General features: G+C 75.2%; 17 protein-coding genes and 2 pseudogenes. 11 read left to right on the top strand and 8 right to left on the bottom strand.

Annotated features, from left to right (window positions below; all coding sequences use genetic code 11):
• Nucleotides 1–384 precede the first annotated feature (384 nt).
• The 3 genes from HCK00_RS17430 (at nt 385) to HCK00_RS17420 (ending at nt 3,466) form a co-directional block, all read left to right on the top strand.
• Nucleotides 385–1,824: a gamma-aminobutyraldehyde dehydrogenase gene (locus HCK00_RS17430; protein ID WP_168102907.1), complete on the top strand. Its 1,440-nt coding sequence runs from the start codon at nt 385–387 to the stop codon at nt 1,822–1,824.
• Nucleotides 1,825–1,999: 175 nt separating this feature from the next.
• The gene (locus tag HCK00_RS17425; protein ID WP_168102906.1) at nt 2,000–2,614 is read left to right on the top strand and encodes a Uma2 family endonuclease; all 615 of its coding nucleotides are present in this window, start codon (nt 2,000–2,002) and stop codon (nt 2,612–2,614) included.
• A gap of 87 nt (nt 2,615–2,701) precedes the next feature.
• The gene (locus HCK00_RS17420; protein ID WP_168102905.1) at nt 2,702–3,466 is read left to right on the top strand and encodes an SAM-dependent methyltransferase; all 765 of its coding nucleotides are present in this window, start codon (nt 2,702–2,704) and stop codon (nt 3,464–3,466) included.
• Here the strand turns inward: HCK00_RS17420 and HCK00_RS17415 are convergent.
• Nucleotides 3,447–3,851 (bottom strand): ATP-binding protein, encoded by a 405-nt coding sequence (locus HCK00_RS17415; RefSeq protein ID WP_168102904.1) that lies wholly within the window; start codon nt 3,849–3,851, stop codon nt 3,447–3,449. The genes HCK00_RS17420 and HCK00_RS17415 overlap by 20 nt on opposite strands.
• Before the next feature lie 194 nt (nt 3,852–4,045).
• Between HCK00_RS17415 and HCK00_RS17410 the strand changes: the two genes are divergently transcribed.
• Both HCK00_RS17410 and HCK00_RS17405 read left to right on the top strand, forming a co-directional pair.
• Nucleotides 4,046–4,897, top strand: coding sequence for a helix-turn-helix domain-containing protein (locus HCK00_RS17410; RefSeq protein WP_168102903.1), 852 nt, complete (start codon nt 4,046–4,048; stop codon nt 4,895–4,897).
• An 18-nt stretch (nt 4,898–4,915) separates the two neighbouring features.
• Nucleotides 4,916–5,128, top strand: coding sequence for a DUF397 domain-containing protein (locus HCK00_RS17405; RefSeq protein ID WP_168102902.1), 213 nt, complete (start codon nt 4,916–4,918; stop codon nt 5,126–5,128).
• A 32-nt stretch (nt 5,129–5,160) separates the two neighbouring features.
• Here HCK00_RS17405 and HCK00_RS17400 read toward each other — a convergent pair whose 3' ends face one another.
• The 3 genes from HCK00_RS17400 to HCK00_RS17390 all read right to left on the bottom strand — a co-directional run bounded on the left by HCK00_RS17400 (nt 5,161) and on the right by HCK00_RS17390 (nt 8,939).
• On the bottom strand, nt 5,161–6,000 hold the full coding sequence (locus HCK00_RS17400; RefSeq protein WP_168102901.1) for a hypothetical protein: 840 nt from the start codon (nt 5,998–6,000) through the stop codon (nt 5,161–5,163).
• Complete coding sequence (locus HCK00_RS17395; RefSeq protein ID WP_168102900.1) at nt 5,997–6,731, bottom strand: MerR family transcriptional regulator; 735 nt, start codon at nt 6,729–6,731, stop codon at nt 5,997–5,999. Before HCK00_RS17395 ends, HCK00_RS17400 begins: the two co-directional genes overlap by 4 nt.
• A gap of 225 nt (nt 6,732–6,956) precedes the next feature.
• Nucleotides 6,957–8,939 (bottom strand): heavy metal translocating P-type ATPase, encoded by a 1,983-nt coding sequence (locus HCK00_RS17390; RefSeq protein WP_168102899.1) that lies wholly within the window; start codon nt 8,937–8,939, stop codon nt 6,957–6,959.
• A 96-nt stretch (nt 8,940–9,035) separates the two neighbouring features.
• Here HCK00_RS17390 and HCK00_RS17385 point away from each other — a divergent pair, with 96 nt between their 5' ends.
• Both HCK00_RS17385 and HCK00_RS17380 read left to right on the top strand, forming a co-directional pair.
• Nucleotides 9,036–9,422, top strand: a complete 387-nt coding sequence (locus HCK00_RS17385; RefSeq protein WP_168102898.1) for an ArsR/SmtB family transcription factor — start codon at nt 9,036–9,038, stop codon at nt 9,420–9,422.
• A gap of 106 nt (nt 9,423–9,528) precedes the next feature.
• The gene (locus HCK00_RS17380; protein WP_168102897.1) at nt 9,529–10,119 is read left to right on the top strand and encodes a Uma2 family endonuclease; all 591 of its coding nucleotides are present in this window, start codon (nt 9,529–9,531) and stop codon (nt 10,117–10,119) included.
• 121 nt (nt 10,120–10,240) lie between these two features.
• Here HCK00_RS17380 and HCK00_RS17375 read toward each other — a convergent pair whose 3' ends face one another.
• The gene (locus tag HCK00_RS17375) at nt 10,241–11,266 is read right to left on the bottom strand and encodes an adenosine deaminase (protein ID WP_168102896.1); all 1,026 of its coding nucleotides are present in this window, start codon (nt 11,264–11,266) and stop codon (nt 10,241–10,243) included.
• 383 nt (nt 11,267–11,649) lie between these two features.
• Here HCK00_RS17375 and HCK00_RS17370 point away from each other — a divergent pair, with 383 nt between their 5' ends.
• On the top strand, nt 11,650–12,189 hold the full coding sequence (locus HCK00_RS17370; RefSeq protein ID WP_240965649.1) for a hypothetical protein: 540 nt from the start codon (nt 11,650–11,652) through the stop codon (nt 12,187–12,189).
• Between the two features lie 13 nt (nt 12,190–12,202).
• Here the strand turns inward: HCK00_RS17370 and HCK00_RS28740 are convergent.
• The 3 genes and pseudogenes from HCK00_RS28740 to gabT form a co-directional block, all read right to left on the bottom strand.
• A pseudogene (locus HCK00_RS28740) lies at nt 12,203–12,811 on the bottom strand (phosphatase PAP2 family protein); the annotation flags it as partial.
• 291 nt (nt 12,812–13,102) lie between these two features.
• A pseudogene (locus HCK00_RS28840) lies at nt 13,103–13,426 on the bottom strand (hypothetical protein); the annotation flags it as partial.
• Nucleotides 13,427–13,680: 254 nt separating this feature from the next.
• The gene (gene gabT, locus HCK00_RS17360; protein ID WP_168102895.1) at nt 13,681–15,030 is read right to left on the bottom strand and encodes a 4-aminobutyrate--2-oxoglutarate transaminase; all 1,350 of its coding nucleotides are present in this window, start codon (nt 15,028–15,030) and stop codon (nt 13,681–13,683) included.
• Nucleotides 15,031–15,393: 363 nt separating this feature from the next.
• Between gabT and HCK00_RS17355 the strand changes: the two genes are divergently transcribed.
• From HCK00_RS17355 to HCK00_RS17345, 3 genes are all read left to right on the top strand, one after another.
• Nucleotides 15,394–17,658, top strand: a complete 2,265-nt coding sequence (locus HCK00_RS17355) for an ATP-binding protein (RefSeq protein WP_168102894.1) — start codon at nt 15,394–15,396, stop codon at nt 17,656–17,658.
• A 247-nt stretch (nt 17,659–17,905) separates the two neighbouring features.
• Nucleotides 17,906–19,558 carry a PucR family transcriptional regulator gene (locus HCK00_RS17350; RefSeq protein ID WP_168102893.1) on the top strand — a complete coding sequence of 551 codons (1,653 nt, stop codon included), beginning with the start codon at nt 17,906–17,908 and terminating at the stop codon, nt 19,556–19,558.
• 446 nt (nt 19,559–20,004) lie between these two features.
• The gene (locus HCK00_RS17345) at nt 20,005–21,450 is read left to right on the top strand and encodes an aldehyde dehydrogenase family protein (protein WP_168102892.1); all 1,446 of its coding nucleotides are present in this window, start codon (nt 20,005–20,007) and stop codon (nt 21,448–21,450) included.
• Nucleotides 21,451–21,453 lie beyond the last annotated feature (3 nt).

The following is a 21,453-nucleotide window of genomic DNA, read 5'->3' as shown; positions in this document are numbered from 1 at the left end:
CTCCATCCCGGCCGGGCGGCCCGCGCGGGCCCGGGCGGGCCGCCCCGTCCTGGCTCCGGGTGGTTCTCCGGGCTGGATCCCCGGGCCCGGTTCCGGGCGCCCTCCCGCTCCGGCCCCCGGCAGGGCCCCGGGCGCCGCGGGCGGAGTTCCGGCCCGGGGCAGGGGGACGGCGGGCCACGGGCCGGGCCGGCTTCCACCGGTGGCGGGCCGGGCGCGGTGCCTCCACCGGCTCCACGGGCACGCCGGAAGCGGGAGGTCCGCTCGCGCCGGTGTGCGGCACCGCGCGCCCCGGCCGGACCGTGCCGTCCCCTGCTGCGCCGGCCACCTCACCGTTTAGGGTGGGGTGTCTCACCCATTGGACACCGACAGGGAGGGGTGGCACACGTGACCACCGAACTGCGTCGTCTGCGCAACTACATCGACGGGGAGTTCCGGGATGCCGCCGACGGCCGGACCTCCGAGGTGATCGACCCGGCCACCGGCGAGGCGTACGCCACCGCCCCGCTGTCCGGCGCCGCCGACGTGGACGCGGCGATGGCCGCCGCCGAGGCCGCGTTCCCCGCCTGGCGGGACCTGGTGCCGGGGGAGCGGCAGAAGGCGCTGCTGAAGATCGCGGACGCGATGGAGGAGCGCGCCGAGGAGCTGATCGCGGTCGAGAGCCGGGACACCGGCAAGCCGATCGGGCTGACCCGCTCCGAGGAGATCCCGATGATGCTGGACCAGGTCCGCTTCTTCGCGGGCGCGGCCCGGATGCTGGAGGGCCTCTCCGGCGGCGAGTACATGGAGGGCCTGACCTCCTACGTGCGCAGGGAGCCGGTCGGGGTGTGTGCGCAGGTCGCGCCGTGGAACTACCCGATGATGATGGCGGTGTGGAAGTTCGCCCCGGCGCTGGCCGCGGGCAACACCGTCGTCCTCAAGCCCTCGGACACCACCCCGGCCTCCACCGTGCTGCTGGCGGAGATCATCGGCTCGGTCGTGCCCCAGGGCGTCTTCAACGTCGTCTGCGGGGACCGGGACACCGGCCGCCTGATGGTCGAGCACAAGGTCCCGGCGATGGCCTCCATCACCGGCTCGGTGCGGGCCGGCACCGAGGTGGCCGCGAGCGCCGCCAGGGACGTCAAGCGCGTCCACCTGGAGCTCGGCGGCAAGGCGCCGGTCGTCGTCTTCGAGGACGCCGACCTCGCCAAGGCGGTGGAGGGCATCACCGAGGCCGGGTTCTTCAACGCCGGCCAGGACTGCACCGCCGCCACCCGCGTCCTCGTCCACGAGTCGGTGCACGACGAGTTCGTCACCGCCCTGGCCAAGGCCGCGGCCGAGACGAAGACGGGGCAGCCGGACGACGAGGACGTGCTCTACGGGGCGCTGAACAACGCCGACCACCTCGCCAAGGTCTCCGGCTTCGTCGAGCGCCTGCCCGGCCACGCCAAGGTCGAGGCGGGCGGCCACCGCGTCGGCGACAAGGGGTACTTCTACGCCCCGACCGTGGTCTCCGGGCTGAAGCAGGACGACGAGATCATCCAGAACGAGGTCTTCGGCCCCGTGATCACCGTGCAGTCCTTCACCGGCGAGGCCCAGGCGCTGGAGTACGCCAACGGCGTCGAGTACGCCCTCGCCTCCTCGGTGTGGACCAAGGACCACGGGCGCGCCATGCGGATGTCCCGCGCGCTGGACTTCGGCTGCGTGTGGATCAACACCCACATCCCGCTGGTCGCGGAGATGCCGCACGGCGGGTTCAAGAAGTCCGGCTACGGCAAGGACCTCTCCGCCTACGGCTTCGAGGACTACACGCGCGTCAAGCACGTGATGACGTCCCTGGAGGGCTGAGCCACCCGCGGGGCGGCGGGCGCCCGGGGGAGCCCCGCCGCTCTCCGCCCCGCCACCGCCGCGCGCGGGGCGGGGCGGCGGTCCTCCGGCCGCGCCGCCTCCCCGCGTGACCGGGGCCCGTGCATATCGTTGTATTTCCCGGCCGCGCACAGGCGCGGCGGGGAGGAGCGGCACCATGGCCGTCGAACTGGTGGACAGGACCGACATGGCCGACTGCGACGCCTCCACGTCCGGACGACACGCGCCGGTGTCCGGGCTGGATGAACTGTTCCAGGCGATGGAGCGGATGCAGATCCCCGAGGGCTACAAGGCCGAGATCGTCGAGGGGGCTATCGTCGTGTCACCGCAGCGGGATTCCCACTGGGATCTGATCGCGGCTGTCTATGACCAGCTGCGGGTCCGCTACGCCAGGAAGCAGATCAAGTCGGGTGTGCGGATCGATTTCCCGGGGGGCCTCAATGGTTTCTGCCCTGATCTGGTCGTTCTCCGGCAGGGCGCGGAGAAGAACGACAAGGGACTCTGGGAGCACCAGGACGTCGAGTACGTGTCGGAAGTCATCTCCCGGGGCACGGACCGGAACGACTACGGGCCGAAGAAGAAGGCGTACGCCGTTGCCGAAGTCGCCGCCTATCTGATCGCTGATCCGTACACCGGTGAGTGCCACCTCCACACCCGGCCGAAGGACGGCACCTTCTGGACCGCTCAGACCTTCGCTTTCGGCGAGCGCATCGACCTCAAGGAAGCCGGCATCGACGTGGTCCTGGAGACCGGCGACTTCCCACGCGGCTGAACCGCCGGACGGGGGAGGCCGGTGGAGTGGGCGGCGCCCCCGATAATCGCTGTCCGGGTAGCGGTCTCCGCGCATAGGTTCCGGCCCATGAACGACAGTGCTCTCCCGCCCCGCCTCACCCGTCTCACCTTCCACGGCCCGCTCTCCGAGGCGCGCGCCGGCCGGCTGGTCGAACGGCTGACCAGGCACGAACCCGCTACCGTCCTCGACATCGGCTGCGGCTGGGGCGAGTTGCTGCTCCGGGTCCTCGCCGCCGCGCCCGCGGCCACCGGTACCGGGCTCGACGTGAACGCCGGCGATCTCGCCCGGGGACGGGAGAACGCACTGCGGCGCGGGCTCGACGGCCGGGTGGAGTTCGCCGAGGAGTCCGCGGCCGGGACGGCGCGCGGGCCCGCCGGCCTCGTGCTGTGTGTCGGCTCCGGCCACGCCCTGCTGGAGGAGGGTGCGACGGGCGACGCGGCGGCCGTCGCCCTCCGTGCGCTGCGCCGCCTCGTCTCCCCCGGCGGACGGGTGCTCTTCGGTGAGGGCTTCTGGCAGCGCACACCGTCCGAGGGCGAACTGGCCGCCCTGTGGCCCGGCGCCACCGCCGCCGACCACCACGACCTCCCCGGCCTGGTCGACGCCGCTCTCGACGCCGGTTTCCGGCCCGAGTGGATCGAGACGGCGAACGAGGACGAGTGGGAGGAGTTCGAGTCCGGCTACCGCGCCGACCGGGAGGTCTGGCTCGCGGCCCACCCCGGCCACCCGTCGGCCGCGGAGACCCGCGAGCGGCTGGACCGCCAGCGCACCTCCTGGCTCGCCGGCTACCGCGGCCTGCTCGGCATGGCCTACCTCACCCTGGTCCCCGCCTGACCAGCGCCCAGACCGTCTTTCCGCTGCCCGATCCGTCCACCACCCGGCCCCACTCCACGGACAGCGACTCCACCAGCAGCAGGCCCCGGCCGTCGCACGCCTCGTCGGACGCCCGCCGGGGCCGTGGCCGGTCCCGGGCGTTCCCGTCGGCGACCTCCACCCGCACCCTGTCCTGGTGCAGCGCGAGCGTGACCCGGAAGTCCGTACCGGGTGCGTGGCACAGCGCGTTGGCCGCCAACTCGGCGACCACCAGCACGGCGTCGGCCCGGGCGTCCTCAACCCAGCCGTGATCGGCGAGTAGTCGATCGGCACGCTGTCTCGCCTGCCGCACGCCGAGTTCGTGGGCGACGTAGGTACGGGCATCCGTGCACAGCACCGGAGACATGACGAACTCCCCTCGCCGGAGCACCGCCGGTAGCGGTGCGCTGTCAGAAAGATGCTGTCCGTCACTGACAAAATGCAAGGCGCTGAAGTGGCAGTTGCTACCTTCGGGTGAGGCAAATGCCCGCATAGGGGATGCAGTTGTCACGTGAACAGTCGGATGCGGCACACTGAGTCACCGCCACTCGAGGGGAGAACATGCCGCCATCACAGCAACCGACAGTCCGGAAGCAGCATTTGGGTGCTCGGCTGAAACAGCTGCGGGAGGAAGCCGGTGTCAGCCGGGAGGTCGTGGCGGAGCGCCTTGGCTGTTGGAACACCAAGATCGGACGCATTGAGAAGGGGCTCTCAGCCCCACGGAAGATCGACCTGGAAACCATGCTCGACCTCTACGGGGTCGAGGACTCGAACCAGCGGGAGGCGCTCCTCAGCCTGGCGCGATCGAGTCGGCGCAAGGGCTGGTGGCAGCAGTACAGCGGGGTTCTGCGCCGGCCGGACATCGAGCGCATCGCCATGGAGGCCGAAGCCACCGTGATACTCGACTTCGAGACCATCCTGGTGCCTGGCCTGCTACAGACGGAAGGTTATGCACGCGCGCTCATGGAGGGGTGCGGACTCACCGGAGACGCGGCCGAACCATTTGTGGCCGTGCGCATGGCTCGGCAGCGCATTCTGGCGGAAGAAGGCGGGCCGCAGTTCATCGCCGTCCTGGACGAGGCGGCTCTGCACCGGCAGGTGGGTGGACGGAAGACGATGGCGGCTCAACTGCGCCACCTCGCGGAGATCAACAATCCTCCCAGGGTCTGCGTTCAGGTTCTCCCCTTCGGTATTGGGGCGCACCCAGGGATCGACGGGCCCTTCACCGTCGTCTCCCACGGGCCGCCCGCAGGCCTGGAGGTCGTCGCGCTCGATCACCAGGACAGCAGGCTCTACCTGGAAGAAGCGGAGCAGGTTCGCCGCTACCGCATGACCTTTGACCACCTCCGGGCCACCGCCCTATCGTCGCGGCAGTCCATGGACCTGATCCTGCGGCTGGCGCGGGACCAGTGAAGCTTCCGAGGTGGCGTCATGCATGGGAACGACCAGTTCACGGCCGTGTGGCGGAAGTCCAGCCACTCCGGCTCGGAAGGCAGTAACTGCCTGGAGTGGCGGCCTGGGCCGGGTGGTCGGCGGGTGGCCGTACGCGATTCCAAGAACCTCGGCATCGGAGTCTGCGCCCTCGGCGCTGGCGCCTGGGCGGAGTTCATACGGGCGGCCGGGGGAGGGGCCTTCCGGTTCTGAGGAACGCCGGCCGTGCGCCCGCCGTACACCGGTCACGCCGTCTGCCGGAGGGCGCCGACCACTGCGCGCGGGTCGTCGGCGTGGAAGCGTATGGTGCGGGCCTCCTCCACGGCGCCGAGCGGGCGGGTGAAGCGGAGTGGACGGTTCAGCTCCAGGGTCACGGAGGTCTGGCTGCCCACGGCGAGGTCGAGGACCCCGTCCCCGGAGAGGGTGATCAGAGGGCCGTCGGGATAGCGCCGGTCGACCCGTACCGAGGCGATCGCGTCCGCCGGTACGGCGAGGTCGAAGAGAACGCCGTACCGGATCCGCAACGAGCCGTCCGCGTGCACGACGTGCGGCCGGGTGACGCAGGCGGCGTGCAGGGCCAGGACGAAGACGACCCCGTACAGGTCGAGTATCAGAACCACCCGGTGGAGCACGGGCCAGGGGATGACGAGGGCCAGTGCCACCGTCTCGACGACCAGTACGAAGAGCAGCCCGTACACCATCGCGGTCTGCGGTCCGGTGTACCCGGCGGCCAGGTCCCCGGGGCGCACCCCGTGGGTGGAGCGCCGGGCCCACCGCCCCAGGGCGGCCAGGCCGCGCAGCTCGTGCAGGAGCAGGCGCCGGGCCGTCACCGGCACCGCCTGCCGCACGGCGGCCCGCCAGGCGGCCCGGCGGCCGGCGCCCCGGGCGCGCGCGGCGACGTACAGCGATCGCAGCACCCAGGCCTCCAGCAGCAGCGCCGCGAGCACGACCGCCTCGACGGCCACCAGTGCCCACCCGGGCAGCCGGACCCCGGCCAGCAGGCAGACGGCCAGGGCCAGTTCCCCCGCCAGCAGGACGGTCGCCACGATCCGTGCCGCCCGTACGCCCCTCGGTCCGCCGCTCATCCCCGGCTCCTCTCCATGAACGCCTGCATCAGCCTGCTCACCACTTCCGCCTGCGCGGGGGTGTACTCGGCGAGCAGCGCCTCCTTGAATCCGGGCACGACCGCCTCGCCCTCCGGGATCGCGGCGAACAGCTCGTCGGGGACGGCGGCCATCAGGTCGGCCGCCAGGGACGCGACGCGCGGATCGTGGACCGGGGCGTCGGCGAGCGCGTCGAAGCGCTCGTAGAGCCCGGCCGCCGCGGGGTCGGCGACCGCCTTCCCGAGCAGCGCGAAGAGTCTCTGGTGAGCGGCGCTCGTGCCGTCCATCAGAGGGAGGTACTCGCGGTCCTTGGCCGCGCTCGGGGAGTCCGTCCCCGGGGCCTGGGCCAGCAGGGCGGCAAGGCCCGGTGAGACGGGCCCGGCCGGGCCCGGCGGGTCGGCCAGCAGGGCGCCGAGCCGGCGGCGGCGCTCCCGGATGGCGGCTTCCTGGCGGGCCAGGTCGGCGTCGAGTTCCGCCAGCACCTCGGCGAGTTCGCGTCCGGTGTCGTCACGGAGGGTGTCGCGCACCTCGTCGAGGCTGAGGCCGAGTTCGGTGAGGCGGCGCACCCGGGCGAGCAGGACGGCGTCCCGCACGCCGTACGCCCGGTAGCCGTTGGGCCGCCGCTCCGGTTCCGGGAGCAGCCCGACGTGGTGGTAGTGGCGGATCGCCCGGGTGGTGAGGCCGACGAGCGCCGCGATCTCTCCTATGCGCATGCCGTCATGAGACACCTTGCCGTTGCGTCAAGGTCAATCTCGGTGGCGCGGGGCCGGCGGCTGCCCGGGGGCGGTCCCGCGTGGTCGGAGCCGCCGGTGGCTGCGCCCCGGCCCGGGGGTCCCCGTGCGGAGCCGCCCGCTCCCGGGGGAAGGGCCGGGAGCGGGCGGCTCCGGCAGGGGCCGGGACGTCCGCGTGACGTCAGGGGCCGCGCCGGGCGTGCTTCCTCAGGCGTGGTCCCCGTCCGTCCGGGGCCAGGCGGCCTCGCGGAGCAGGCGGAGGCCGTTGAGGCCGACGATGACGGTGGAGCCCTCGTGCCCGGCGACGCCGAGGGGCAGCGGAAGGGTGCCGATCAGGTCCCACGCGACCAGGACGGCGATGAACGTGCCGGCGACGGCCAGGTTCTGCAGGACCAGACGGCGCGCGGCGCGCGACAGCCGCACGGCGGCGGGGACGGCCGCGAGTTCGTCCCGGACGACGACGGCGTCGGCGGTCTCCAGGGCGAGGTCCGAGCCGGCCCGGCCCATCGCGATCCCGGAGTACGCGGCGGCGAGCGCGGGCGCGTCGTTGACGCCGTCGCCGACCATCAGCACCCGGCGTCCCTCGGCCTCCCACGCCCGGACGGCGGCCACCTTGTCCTCGGGCAGCAGTCCGGCGCGGACCTCGGTGATGCCCGCCTCGGCGGCCAGGCGCCGCGCGGCGCGCTCGTTGTCGCCGGTGAGCAGCACCGGCGCGCGGCCGGTCAGCGCCGTGAGCGCGGCGACGGTCGCCACCGCGTCCGGCCGCAGCCGGTCGGCGATCCCCAGCACGCCCACCGCCGCCCCGTCACGCAGCACGGCCACGGCGGTCCGTCCCGCTTCCTCCAGTTCGGCGACCACGGCCCGGTGCGGCGCGTCCGCGGCATCGGGCAGCAGGCGGGACGGCGCCCCGACCTGGACGGTGTGCCCGCCGACGGTGGCCGTGACGCCCTGGCCGGGGGCGGAGGAGAACTCCCCGGCCTCCGGCAGCGGCAGCCCCCGTTCGCGGGCGGCGGCGACCACGGCCCGGGCGAGGGGGTGTTCGCTGGGGTGCTCGGCCGAGGCGGCCAGCGCCAGCAGCGCGGCTCCGTCCAGCCCGCTGCCGCGGAGGGGGCGCAGATCGGTGACGCGCGGGGTGCCTTCGGTGAGGGTGCCGGTCTTGTCGAGCGCGACGGTGTCGACGTGGCCGAGGCGTTCCATGACGACGGCGGACTTGGCGAGGACGCCGTGGCGGCCCGCGTTGGCGATGGCGGACAGCAGCGGCGGCATGGTGGAGAGCACCACCGCGCACGGCGAGGCGACGATCATGAACGTCATGGCCCGCAACAGGGCCGCCTGGAGGGTGTCGCCGAAGGCGAGCGGGACGCCGAAGACGGCGAGGGTGGCGACGACCATGCCGATCGAGTACCGCTGCTCGATCTTCTCGATGAACAACTGGGTGGGTGCCTTGGTCTCGGAGGCCTCCTCGACCATCCGCACGATCCGGGCGATCACGGAGTCCGACGGGTCGCGTTCGACGCGGACGCGCAGGGTGCCGGTGCCGTTGACGGTTCCGGCGAACACCTCGTCCCCCACCTGCTTGGCGACCGGCAGCGGTTCGCCGGTGACGGTGGCCTGGTCGATCTCGCTCGCGCCGTGGGTGACCCGCCCGTCGGCGCCGACCCGCTCCCCGGGACGGACCAGGACGACGTCCCCGGGCGCCAGCCGGGCGGCGTCCACGGTCTCCTCGGTGCCGTCGGCGAGGAGCCGGGTGGCGGCCGGGGGCGCGAGGTCGAGCAGACCGCGCACGGAGTCCGCGGTCCGCGCGGTGGCGACCGCCTCCAGGGCGCCGGAGGTCGCGAAGATGACGATCAGCAACGCGCCGTCCAGGACCTGCCCGATCGACGCGGCGCCGAGCGCCGCCACCACCATCAGCAGGTCCACGTCGAGCGTCTTGTCCCGCAGGGCCTTCAGCCCTTCCCACCCCGGCTCCCAGCCACCGGTGGCGTACGTGGCCGCGAAGAGGGTCCCCCACAGCCAGGCCGGCGCCCCGAGCAGGTACGGGGGCAGGGCCAGGAGGAACAGCACCAGCGCGGCGAGCGCCCAGCGGGACTCCGGGAGCGCGAGGAGGCGGGTACGGCGCGGCGGTGCCGGGCGCGGCCCGGTGGCCGGCGCGGCGGGACCGGCGGGCCGCTGGGTGAGGACGGAGGACATGGCGGAGGGACCCTTCGGGTGGGGCAGGGTGGCGCACCCACGTTACAGGAACGAATGAACAGGTATTCAAATGTGGCTCCTCCTATGATGGGGCGCATGGGCCACGGACGTGTCACGACCAGCAGCGCCACCACCCGTGAACGTCTTGAGGCGCTCGGCGCCGCCGATGTCGCCGCGACCCTCCAGGCCCTCGCCACCCCGTCGCGGCTGCACATCCTGGCGCGCCTCCAGGAAGGGCCCTGTGCGGTCGGGGATCTCGCCGGTGCCGTCGGCATGGAGACCTCGGCCTGCTCCCACCAGCTGCGGCTGCTGCGCAACCTCGGCCTGGTCACCGGCGAACGCCACGGGCGCTCGATCGTCTACGCCCTCCACGACGACCACGTCGCCCAACTCCTCGACCAGGCCCTCCACCACGTGGAACACCTGCGCCTGGGGGTGCGTGACACTCCGCCGGGAAGCCGGGAGGCGGCCCCCGCGGAGTGAGGCCGGCGGGGGACCGGCCACGGGCGCGGGCGTGACCGGCCGGCTCTGCGTATCGTTGTATTTCCCGGCCGCGCCCGCGGGAGGCGCGCCGGGGAGGAGCCGGCACGTGACCATCGAACTGACCGACAGGATCGAGATGGCCGACAGCGACGAGCTCAGTCTCGACGAGATGTTCGAGCTGCTGGAGCAGATGCCCGTCCCCGAGGGTTACCGGGTGGAGATTGTCGAGGGGGCCATCCAGATGTCGCCGCAGCGGGACGCGCACTGGGAAATCATCCGGAGGATCGTGCGCACGCTGGAGGACCGGTTCGGCTTGGACGTCAAGGTGAAGTCCGGTGTGCGGTTCGACTTCCCGGGTGGCCTCAACGGGTTCGCGCCTGATGTCGTCAAGCTCGCGGACGAGGCCCGGCAGGACGGAAACCGGCGGTGGGACCACGGGGACATCGAGTTCGTCGCCGAGATCGTCTCCCGGGCCACGCGGGAGAACGACTACGTCAGGAAGAAGCGTGTCCACGCCCGCGCCGGCGTCCCCGTCCATCTCATCGCCGACCCGTACACGGGCAAGTGCCACGCCTTCGGCCGTCCCGAGGGGGAGGAGTACGAGAGCGAACTCACCGTGGATTTCGGTGAGAAGCTCGACCTCTCCCCGCTCGGGACGGACTGGACGCTGGAGACGGACCGGTTCCCCCGGGAGTGAGCGGCCCGGGCTCCCTCCCCGCCGGCCCGGCGCGGGGTGCCGGCGGGGGCTGTGGCCGAAGCGCGGTCACCCCGCTCGGGGGGTCGTGACGGCCGCCGCCCCGCTCACCCGCCCGTGAGGGTCACCGCCCCAGCCACTCCGCCGTGTACGCGTCGATCTCCGCCGTCAGCCGGGCCTTGCCCGCCGCGTCCAGGAACGACGCCTCGACGGCGTTCTTCGCCAGGGCGGCGACGCCCGTCTCGTCCAGGTCCAGCAGGCGGGCGGCGATGCCGTACTCGGTGTTGAGGTCGGTGCCGAACATCGGCGGGTCGTCGCTGTTGATGGTGACCGGCACCCCGGCGGCGACCATCTCCTTCAGCGGGTGCTCGTCGAGGTGGGGCACCGCGCGGGTGGCGATGTTGGAGGTGGGGCAGACCTCCAGGGGGATGCGGTGCTCCGCCAGGTGTTCCAGCAGCCGGGGGTCGCGCACGGCGCTGGTGCCGTGGCCGATGCGCTCCGCGCGGAGGTGGGTCAGGGCGTCCCAGATCGTCTGCGGGCCGGTGGTCTCACCGGCGTGCGGGACGCTGTGCAGTCCGGCGGCGATGGCCCGGTCGAAGAAGGGCTTGAACTGCGGCCGGGAGACGCCGATCTCGGGGCCGCCCAGCCCGAACGAGACCAGCCCCTCGCACTGCTGCTCGATGGCGATGCGCGTCGTCTCCTCGGCCGACTCCAGGCCCGCCTCCCCGGGGATGTCGAAGCACCAGCGCAGGACGGTACCCAGCTCCGCCTCGGCGGCCTTGCGTGCGTCCTCTATGGCCTCCACGAAGGCCGCGTCGGGGATGCCACGGCGGGTCGAGCTGTACGGGGTGACGGTCAGCTCGGCGTAGCGGATGTTCTGCCGGGCCATGTCCCGCGCGACCTCGTAGGTGAGCAGCCGGACGTCCTGCGGGTCGCGGATGAGGTCCACGACGGAGAGGTAGACCTCGATGAAGTGGGCGAAGTCCCGGAAGACGAAGTAGTCGGCGAGCGCCTCGGGGTCGGTGGGCACGGGGGAGTCGGGGTGGCGGGCGGCGAGGGCGGAGACGATGCGCGGCGAGGCCGAGCCCACGTGGTGGACGTGGAGCTCGGCCTTGGGCAGACCGTCGATGAAGGGCTGCGGAACGGGCATCGGGTCCTCCTGGGCGCGGCCGTACGGGGGCTCCGCGCGGGCGTCGGGCCCGGCGGGAGCAGCCTCATCGTAGGCAACCGGCCACGGCGGCCGGTCCTCCGGCCGCCGTGTGCCGCCCCGGGCCGCTGTCCTGCCGCCCTGCCGCCCTGTCGCCCTGCCGTCTCTGCCGTGTGGCGCCCGTCCCTGCCGTGTGGCGCCCGCCCCTGCCGTGCGGCGCGCGTAACCGTGCCGTCCGCCGGGCCGGCCATCGCCGCGCCCCGCCGGCGCTTCCGGACCTTCCGCCGCTCCGCGGGTGGAGGCGCGGCGGCCGGTGTGACGATTGGCGGCCCGTGGCCCCTCCTCAGATGTCAGCCGACACACGGGGGACCGGGGAGGCGTTCGGAATGCACGGCACGGGCACGGGCACGGAGGCGGACGGTGCGGGCGCGGCGGCCGGCTGGCTGGCGGCGGCGGCGCCCGATCCGGCGGCGTGCGTCGCCGCCTGGGAGCGCAATCCCCTCGGGGTGGCCCTGCTGCCCGCCGGCAGCCGCTGGGACGTGCTGATCGTCCCGGGGTGGCTCGGGTTCCCGGCGCTGGAGGTCCTGACGCGGCTCGGCCGGACGGGCCCCGTCCTGGCGGACTTCGGGGACGACCGCACCGGTTTCTTCGTCCCGCCCGGCACGGCGGAGCGCTGGGTCGGTACGGGGGTGCGGGCGGCGGGGCGCGGCACCTGGATCGTCGTGCCGTACCCGGGGGTGGCCACGGGCGGGGTGCGCTGGGTCGTCCGGCCGGAGGCGGACGGCACGCTCAACGACCCGGTGCTGCTGGAGCTGGCCCTGCACGAGGCCGCGGCTTCCGCGGGCCCGCGCGGCCCCGGCGGTTCGGGTGATCCTCCCGGTCCCCCCGGTCCCGCGGACTCCCGCGCGCGCCCAGGGGACCGCTGAGCGCCCACAGCAGCGGACCGCAGAGCAGCCATGCCCCGGCCACGTCCAGCGGCCAGTGGTAGCCGCGCACGACCAGGCCCGCGCCGACCGCCAGGTTGAGCAGGACGACGGCCGCCGCCACCGCCCGCCGGAGGAGCTCCCGCCGCAGCCGCGGCCGGAGCAGGAGGGCCGCGGCGCCGTAGGCGACGACGGCGGTGGCCGTGTGCCCGGAGGGGTAGAAACCCCCGCCGGCGTCCAGGGGCAGCCCGTCCGGGCCGGGACGCTCCGTCCACGCCTTCAGCGGGACGACGAGCAGCGGTACGGCCGCCAGCGCCGCCGCGGCGGCCAGCGGGGGCAGCCACCGGGGGCCGGGCTGCGTCCGGCCGGCGGGCGCGCGCGGGGACCGCTTCCGCAGCACCGGCACGGTCCGCTGGGGCCTCGACCCCTGCTGCGAGGGCGAGGGCGAGGGCGACGGCGACGGCACGTGCGAGGGCGACTGCGTCTGTGACGGGGGGCGGGGCGGCCGGGAGCCCGGTGCGCGGGACCGCGGGCACGGCCCGGAACCGCCGGCTCGTGACGGTGACGACCGCCCGTACGGCTCCGGCGGCCCGGCCGGTTCCCGCCGTCCCTCCGGCCGCCGCATCAGGTCGTGCCGCCGAGCCCCCCGCCACGGGGCGCGCCCGGCGGGGGCGGGCCGGTCCGCCGGGCACCCGTGCGAGGCACCGGCGGACGGAGACGTCGTGCCGGGGCGGCGGAGCGCCGGCCCGCGCAGGACCGACACCACGGCGGCGAGCGCCAGCGCCCCGGCGGCGACCGGCACATGGCCCAGGTCGGCGGCGATCTCGGCGAGGGTGTCCCAGGCGCCGTCCGCGCCCGGACGGGCGAACCGTCCGCCCAGCCGTTCGTCCGCGGCGCGCAGGGGGCCTTCGGCCGTCACCTGCCAAGTGACCGCCGCGAAGAGCAGCAGGGACGCCACGGCGAGCAGGGCGGGGAGGCGGGCGGGGAGGCGGGGAGCGCCGGGAAGGGGGCGGCGGCGGGCCGGGAGGAGCCGGCGGCCGCGGAGGGGCGGGAACGGCGGGAGCATCCGGACCCCTCCGGCAGGCCTTCCGGGAAGAAGTGGCGGCCGCCCCGGAACAGGGGGGAGGGTTCCGGGGCGGCCGCAACGACCGGTGTGCCGCGCGCCCCGGGGGGTGTGGGGCGGGCGGCCGTCCGACCGATGGAGAATCCCAGGGCCGGTGGCCCCGGTCGTGTGCGCCAGGGCGCCACCGCTCCGGAGCTGGGGACGCCCCGGCGCGGCACCGTCCGCGGTCTCCCGTGGACGGGTGTTTCTCTCAACTGCTGATGACCGTACGTCACCGGCGACGGCCCGGAAACCCGGATCACCCCACCATCATGGGCTCCGCACACATTCTTCACGGGGGTTGGCTGTAGCCGTGGGTAACACGGGGCGGCCGGTGGCCGGGGGCGCGCGGTCCGGCAGCGGGCGCCCCCGGCCGGACCGGCCGGGAGGGGTCACAGACCGGCGAACGCGCCTTCGAGGACGGAGAGCCCTTCCTCCAGCAGGTCCTCACCGATGACCAGCGGCGGCAGGAAGCGGATCACGTTGCCGTAGGTGCCGGTGGTCAGCACCAGCAGACCCTCGGCGTGACAGGCCTTGGCCACCGCGGCGGTGATGTCCGGCGCGGGCTCGGTGGTGCCGGGGCGCACGATCTCCACGGCGAGCATCGCACCGCGGCCCCGGACGTCGCCGATGGCCTCGTACTTCTCCGCCAGCGCCCGCAGCCGCGGCTTCATGATCTCCTCGATGCGCCGCGCCCGGGCGTTGAGGTCCAGCTCGTGCATCGTCTCGATGGCGCCCAGGGCCGCCGCGCAGGCCACCGGGTTGCCGCCGTAGGTGCCGCCGAGGCCGCCGCTGTGCGCCGCGTCCATGATCTCCGCGCGGCCGGTGACGGCGGAGAGCGGCAGCCCGCCCGCGATGCCCTTGGCGGTGGTGATCAGGTCCGGGACGATCCCCTCGTCCTCGCAGGCGAACCACTGGCCGGTGCGGCAGAAGCCGGACTGGATCTCGTCCGCCACGAAGACGATGCCGTTCTCCCGGGCGTACTCCGCGATCCGCGGCAGGAAGCCCTTCGCGGGCTCGATGAAACCACCCTCGCCGAGCAGCGGCTCGATCAGGATGGCGGCGGTGTTCTCCGCCCCCACCTGCTTCTCGATCATGTCGATGGCCTGGGCCGCCGCCTCCTCGCCACACCGCTCGGGCCCGGTCGGCCAGCGGTAGGGGTAGGCCACCGGAGCGCGGTAGACCTCGGGCGCGAACGGCCCGAAGGAGTGCTTGTACGGCATGTTCTTGGCGGTGAGGGCCATCGTGAGGTTGGTGCGGCCGTGGTAGCCGTGGTCGAAGACGACGACCGCCTGGCGCCGGGTGTACGCGCGGGCGATCTTCACCGCGTTCTCCACCGCCTCGGCGCCGGAGTTGAACAGCGCGGACTTCTTGGCGTGGTCCCCCGGCGTCAGCTCCGCCAGCCGCTCGCACACCTCCACGTAACCCTCGTAGGGGGTCACCATGAAGCAGGAGTGGGTGAACTCGGCGAGCTGGGCGGAGGCCCGGCGCACCACGGCCTCGGCGCTGTTGCCGACCGAGGTGACCGCGATGCCGGAGCCGAAGTCGATCAGCCGGTTGCCGTCCACGTCCTCGACGACGCCGCCACCGGCGCGGGTGGTGAAGACGGGCAGCACCGAGCCGACGCCGCCGGCCACGGCGGCGGTCCGGCGGGCCTGCAGCTCGCGGGACCTGGGGCCGGGGATGTCGGTGACGACGCGGCGCTCCTGCGGGAGCGAGGGGCCTCCGGCGGTTGCGGTCATGGTGATCTCCTCTGGTCCGTGGGGACGCTGCCCGGGGGTGCCGTCCGTGGGGGCCGTCCGTCGGGGGAGCGGGCGGCCCGGCGGAATGCCCGGAACGGGCCCCGCACTGTGCAGGCTAGGGGCGGGCGCGGACGGGGGGCATGCTCCGATCGGTAGCGGCGGGCGTGTCCCGTTGTCCGCGGCGGAGTCTTCCCGGGGCTGTGAGGGGTGGAGGGGGCCCGGAGGAACCGGAAGGACGGGACGCGGGAAGGGCCGGTGAAACCGTGGGCGCCGGGCGCGGCGGGGACCTGGCGGCCCTCGGGGCACTAGATTGAACGGAGAGCGACAGCAGGCCGGTTGGCGGGGCAGGGGGCGAACACGCACATGGACACCGAAGGCGCACACGACGGCCGGCGGTCCACCGGGCGGCCGGGCGCGGCACCGCCGCCGGCCGTGCCGCCGCCCGTCCCGGCCGCGCCGCCCGCCGCGCCGCCCGCCGCGCCACCGGCCGCGCCGCCCGGGTGGCCGCCCGCGGCCCCGTCCGGTCCCCCGGCGCCGCCGGCCGCGCCCCCCGCGCCCGTGCCCGGCCCGCGAGCGGTGGACCACCCTCCGTACCCCCCGCCCGGTGCGGACGGGGAGCGCTCGCCGTTCCTCGACTGGCTGCGGGCGCCCCGGCCGGAGGCCCCGCCGGGGATCTGGCGCCAGGGCCACCGGCCCCGCCCACCGGAGGAGCCCGAACGCCTGCCCGCCCGCTCCGTGCTGAGCGGCGCGGTGATCTCCCTCCTCTGCGGCTGGCTGGTGTGGTCGCTCTGCTGGAACGGCTACCTCGGGGACTACTGGCTCTGGCCGCTGCTGCTGTTCACCCCCGACTCCTGGCGCTCGGCGGGCGGTGACAACCTGGCCTTCGTCATCGCCGCCTACCTCTACTACGGCCTCTTCGCCACCGCCCTCGTCGTGATCTTCGGCAGGCTCGGCCGCTGGCCCGAGCTCCACCGCCGCTGGGTGGCCCCGCTGCTGCGGAAGCTGTGGGACGACGGGGACGGGCGGGACGCCCCGCCGCCCCCGCCGGAGGCCGACCCCGCGCACTGGCCCGGGCTGCGCGAGGGCGGGGCGCCGCACGCCGCCGAGCGGCTGGCCGCCGAGGCCCGCGCCGGGCGGATGACGGACGTGGACCATGCCCGCATCACCCGGGCCTGGCAGTCGGTGCGCACCCGGCCCGAGCGGCTGGCCTCCTTCACCGACACCGTGCTCCGGCACGGCGCCGCCGCCTGCGTCCACCCCTCCGGCGACCGGGACCTGCCGGTCCGCACCGCCCGCCACGACCTCGCCACCGGCCAGGTCCGGCTCGGCACCGCGGCCGACGACCGGCGCAACCCCTACCCGCACCGCGGCGCCGGCTTCGCCCTGGCGCCCGAGCTGCTCGCCACCTCCGTGCTGGCGGTGGGCCCGCCCGGGGCGGGCAAGACCGGGCGCCTGGTCCGCCCCCTCGTGGAGTCGCTCTGCCTCCAGGCGCTCGCCGGGCGCACCGCCGTGGTGGCGGTGGGCGCGGCCGGCGCCGGACTCGCCCCCGACGCCTTCTTCGACGTCGTCGTGCGCATCGGCCGCCCGGACTCCCCGCACGACCTCGACCTCTACGGCGGCACCACCGACCCCGACGAGGCGGCCGGGGTGCTCGCCGAGGCCCTCGTCGGCGACCTGGCCGCCACCCACCCCGGCGGCCCGGCCCGCCGCGCCGCCACCGCGCTGGCCCAGCTCCTCGGCCCGTTCCGGGCCGCCCACGGCCGCTTCCCCGCCGTGCCGGAGCTGCGCGAGCTGCTGGACGGCTCGGCCGCCGCGCTGGACGGGCTCCGCGCCGCCCTGCGGGATGCCGGGCAGCTCGCCCACGCCCGGGAGCTGGACGCCCGGGAGCGGCAGTCGGGCCGCTCGGACGACGCCTGCGCCCTCCTCGCCGACCGGCTGGCGCTGCTCGACCGCCCCGCCTTCGCGGGCTTCTTCGCCACCGGCGCGGACAGCCGGCCGTTCTCGCTGCGCGCGCTGGACCATCCGCTGCGGGTCCGCATCGACCTGCCGGAGCGGGGCCACGCCGAGGCGTCCCGGATCCTCGCCCGGCTGGTGCTCGCGCAGTTCACCGAGTGCGCCGTGAGCCGGGCCGACCGCTCGCTCTTCGCCTGCCTCGTCCTGCACGACGCCTCCGACACCGTCTCCGCCGAGGCGCTCCGCGGCATCCAGCGGCTGCGCTCGGCCAACGCGGGCGCCGTGCTGACCCTGCGCACCCTCGACGACGTGCCGGAGGCGCTGCGCGGCGCACTGCTCGGCGCGGTCGGCTGCCGGATGGCGTTCGCCGGGGTCACCACCTGGGACGGGGCGCGGTTCGCGGAGGTGTGGGGCAAGGAGTGGGTGGAGATGCGCGACGTCACCAACCGCCAGATCATCACCGACGAACCGCTCACCCGGATCGCGCACTTCATCCGCAAACTGGTCACCGGGCGGGCCGTGACGAGCGAGTCGGTGACGGTCCGCCAGGTGGAGCGGGAACGCTGGTCGGCGTCCGAACTGGCGCACGCCCTGCCGCCGGAGCACGCGGTGGTCTCGCTGACCACCGCCCGGGGCGAGCACATGCCCCCGCTGCTGGTGAACCTGCGGGACTGAGCGCGCGGGCGGCCGCCGTGGGCCGGACTCCGCGGCGGGGCGCGGCGAGCGCCTCGGGCGCCCCCGCCGGGCCGGGAACGGCCGGGTCCGCGGGGAGCGCGGAACTGCTCCATTGAGGCAGAATCGACTCAGGGCGTTCCTACGGGACGGCCTACTCGACCGGGCCGTCCGCCGTCCGGCCGGGGATCTCCCGGCACCCCGGCTCTCCGGTACCGTGCCCGATCTCCGCACACCCCGTGAAGGAGCCATGCCCCCGACGCTCGCCTCCCTGGTGGCGCACCCCGCGCTGAAGCTCACCGTCCGCGCGGGGGAGCACCGGCTGGAGACCCCGGTCCGCTGGGCGCACGCCAGTGAACTGGCCGATCCCGCGCCGTACCTGGACGGCGGCGAGCTGCTGATGATCACCGCGCTGAATCTGGACGCGGAGGACCCGGCCGCGATGCGCGAGTACGTCCGCCGGCTGGCCGCGGCCCGGGTCGTCGGGCTGGCCTTCGCCGTCGGCGTGCACCACCCGGATGTGCCGGAGGCGCTGCTGGAGGCCGCCGGGGCGGAGGACATGCCGGTGCTGGCGGTCCCCCGGCGCACCCCGTTCATCGCGATCAGCAAGGCCGTCTCCGCGTCCATCGCCGCCGAGCAGTACCGGGCCGTCACCGCGGGTTTCGAGGCGCAGCGGGAACTGACCCGCGCGGCGCTCGCCGCGGACGGGCCCGGGGCGCTGCTGGCCCGGCTCGCCGCGTACACCGGCGGCTGGGCCGCGCTCTACGACCGGTCCGGCGCCGTGACGGCCGCCGCCCCGGAGTGGGCCGCCCGCCGCGCGGCGCGGCTCACCGCCGAGGTGGAGCGGCTGGTCGGGCGCCCCGCCCCGGCAAGCGCCGTCACCGGCGGCACCGGCAGTCCGGACGACGAGACGGACCGGGTCGAACTTCAGTCCCTGGGCAGCGGCCGGCGCGCGCACGGCGTGCTCGCCGTCGGCACCGCCGCCCCGCTGGGCACGGCCGAGCGGTACGCCGTCAACTCGGCGGTGGCCCTCCTCACCCTGACCGCGGAACGCTCCCGGGCCCTGGCGGGGGCGGAGCAGCGGCTCGGCGCGGCCGTGATGCGGATGCTCCTCGCGGGGGAGCCGGACCACGCCCGTACCGTGGCCGGCAGCCTCTACGGCGACCTGCTGGACGCGCCCTTCCGGGTCCTGGTGGCGGAGCCCACGGGAACCACGCCGCCGCCCGGTGGCGAACCCGGCGCCGGCGGGGCGCCGGACCCCCTCGCCGGCCTCGCCGACGTCCTGGAGACGGCGGCCGCCCGGGGCGGTGAGAACGTGCTCGCGGTGCCCGACGGTGAACGGCTGGTGGTCCTCGCCCCGGACGGCGGCTCGGCCGTCGCCGCCTGCGAACGGCTCGCCGCGGAGATCGAGGGGCGCCGCGAGGGGACGGCCGGGCGCCGCCGGGGCGGCTCCCGGGGCCGGGGGGCGGGGTCCGGCGCCGAACTCGCCGTCGGCCTCTCCGCCCCGACGGGGCCGATCGCCGCCGTCTCGGCCTACCGCCAGGCGGAGCAGGCGCTGTCGGTGGCGCGCCGGCGGGGCCGGGTGCTGGTGGAGCACGAGGAGGTGGCGGCCGGCTCCGTGCTGCCGCTCCTCGGGGACGACGCGGTCCGGGCGTTCGCCGAGGGCATCCTCCGCCCGCTCCGGGAGCACGACGCCACGGGCCGCGGCGATCTCGTCGCCTCGCTCCGCGCCTGGCTCTCCCACCACGGCCAGTGGGACGCGGCCGCCGCCGACCTCGGCGTCCACCGCCACACCCTGCGCTACCGGATGCGGCGTGTGGAGGAGATCCTCGGCCGCTCGCTCGACGACCCCGACGCCAGGATGGAACTCTGGCTCGCCCTGAAGGCCACGGGCGCCGACTGACGCGGCGGGCCGACCGGCGCGGCGGTACGGCGGGAAGGCGATCCGGCGCGGACCGGCCGGCGCGGCCCCCGGCCGCGCACACCGGTGGTGCCGGACGGCCCGGCGGCCGGGCCCACCGGGCCCACCAAGCCCGCCCGGCCGGGCCGGCGCGCGAGCCGCAGGCCCCGTCCGCTCCCGTGTGCCGCCACCCTTCGCACGCACCGTTCGCCCACGGGTCCGCGTCACCCGGCTCACCGGCTCACCCGGCGTTCCGCCCGGGCCGGCGCTCCCGTCCGGGGCGGGCCGCGCGCCGAAGCGTCAGGAGCGGGGCCCCGACCACTCCACCGCGGACAAGCGACCCGCGGGCCGCCCGCCCCTACCGTGGGGTGCGGCACCCCGCCCGCGGAGCGCCGCGGCGGCGCCGTGCGCACCGTCTCCCCACCACCTCGGAAAGGCCGGGATCCGCTGTGACCCACACCCATGCGTTCTGGCTGGCCGGCCGGCAGGCGGCCGGCGACGACACCTTCGACGTCACCTCCCCCTGGGACGGCCGGCTCGTCGGCACGGTGAGCGTCCCCACCGACGGACAGGTCGAGGAGGCCGTCGCCGCCGCGCACGCCGTCCGGGCCGAGTTCGCGGCCACCCCGGCGCACGTCCGGGCCGCGGCCCTGGACCACGTCGCGCGGCGGCTGGCCGAACGGTCCGAGGAGATCGCCGAGTTGATCTCCGCGGAGAACGGCAAGCCGCTCAAGTGGGCGCGCGGCGAGGTCGGCCGGGCCGTCTCCGTCTTCCGCTTCGCCACCGAGGAGGCGCGCCGTTTCAACGGCGGGGACGCCCAGCGGCTGGACACCGACCCCGGCGGCGCCGGGCGGCTCGCCCTGACCCGGCGCTTCCCGCGCGGACCCGTGCTGGGCATCGCGCCGTTCAACTTCCCGCTCAACCTGTGCGCGCACAAGGTGGCCCCGGCCATCGCGGTGGGCACGCCGGTGGTGCTCAAGCCGGCCCCGGCCACCCCGCTCTCCGCGCTGATCCTCGGCGAGCTGCTGGCCGAGACGGAGCTGCCCGCCGGTTCCTGGAGCGTGCTGCCGGTGCCCAACGACCGGATGCCGGAGCTGGTGCGGGACGAGCGGCTGCCGGTGATCTCCTTCACCGGTTCCGGGCCGGTGGGCTGGTCGATCCTGGAGTCCGTGCCGCGGAAGCACACCACCCTCGAACTCGGTGGCAACGGTGCGGCGATCGTCCTCGCCGACTGGTCCTCCGACGCGGACCTGGACCACGCCGCGAGCCGGATCGCCACCTTCTCCAACTACCAGGGCGGCCAGTCCTGCATCTCCGTGCAGCGGGTCATCGCCGACGCCTCGGTGTACGAGCGGCTGGTGCCCCGCGTCGTGGCGGCCGTCAAGGAGCTGGTGACGGGCGACCCGTCCGACCCGGCCACCGACGTCGGCCCGCTGGTCAGCGAGGACGCCGCGCGGCGGGTGGAGTCCTGGGTGCGGGAGGCGGTGGACGCCGGTGCCACGCTGCTCGCCGGCGGTGAGCGGGACGGCGCCACGTACGCGCCGACGGTGCTGGCCGACGTCCCCTCCGGCGTCCAGCTCGCCTGCGAGGAGGTCTTCGGGCCGGTGCTCACGCTCAGCCGGGCCGAGGGCGAGGAGGCGGCCTTCGCGGCGGCCAACGACTCCCGGTACGGGCTCCAGGCGGGCGTGTTCACCCACGACGTGCGGGCGGCGTTCCGGGCCCACCGGGCGCTGGAGGTCGGCGGCGTGATCATCGGGGACGTGCCCTCCTACCGCGCCGACCAGATGCCCTACGGCGGCACCAAGGAGTCCGGCACCGGCCGTGAGGGCGTCCGCTTCGCCATGGACGACTACACCTACGAGCGGGTGATGGTCCTCACGGGGCTGGACCTCTGATCC

Source organism: Streptomyces zingiberis, from assembly GCF_012034935.1.
In the GTDB taxonomy this organism is placed as follows: Bacteria; Actinomycetota; Actinomycetes; order Streptomycetales; family Streptomycetaceae; genus Streptomyces; species Streptomyces zingiberis.
The sequence above is the reverse complement of the archived record's forward strand: the minus strand, read 5'-3'. Positions and strand labels throughout refer to the sequence as shown.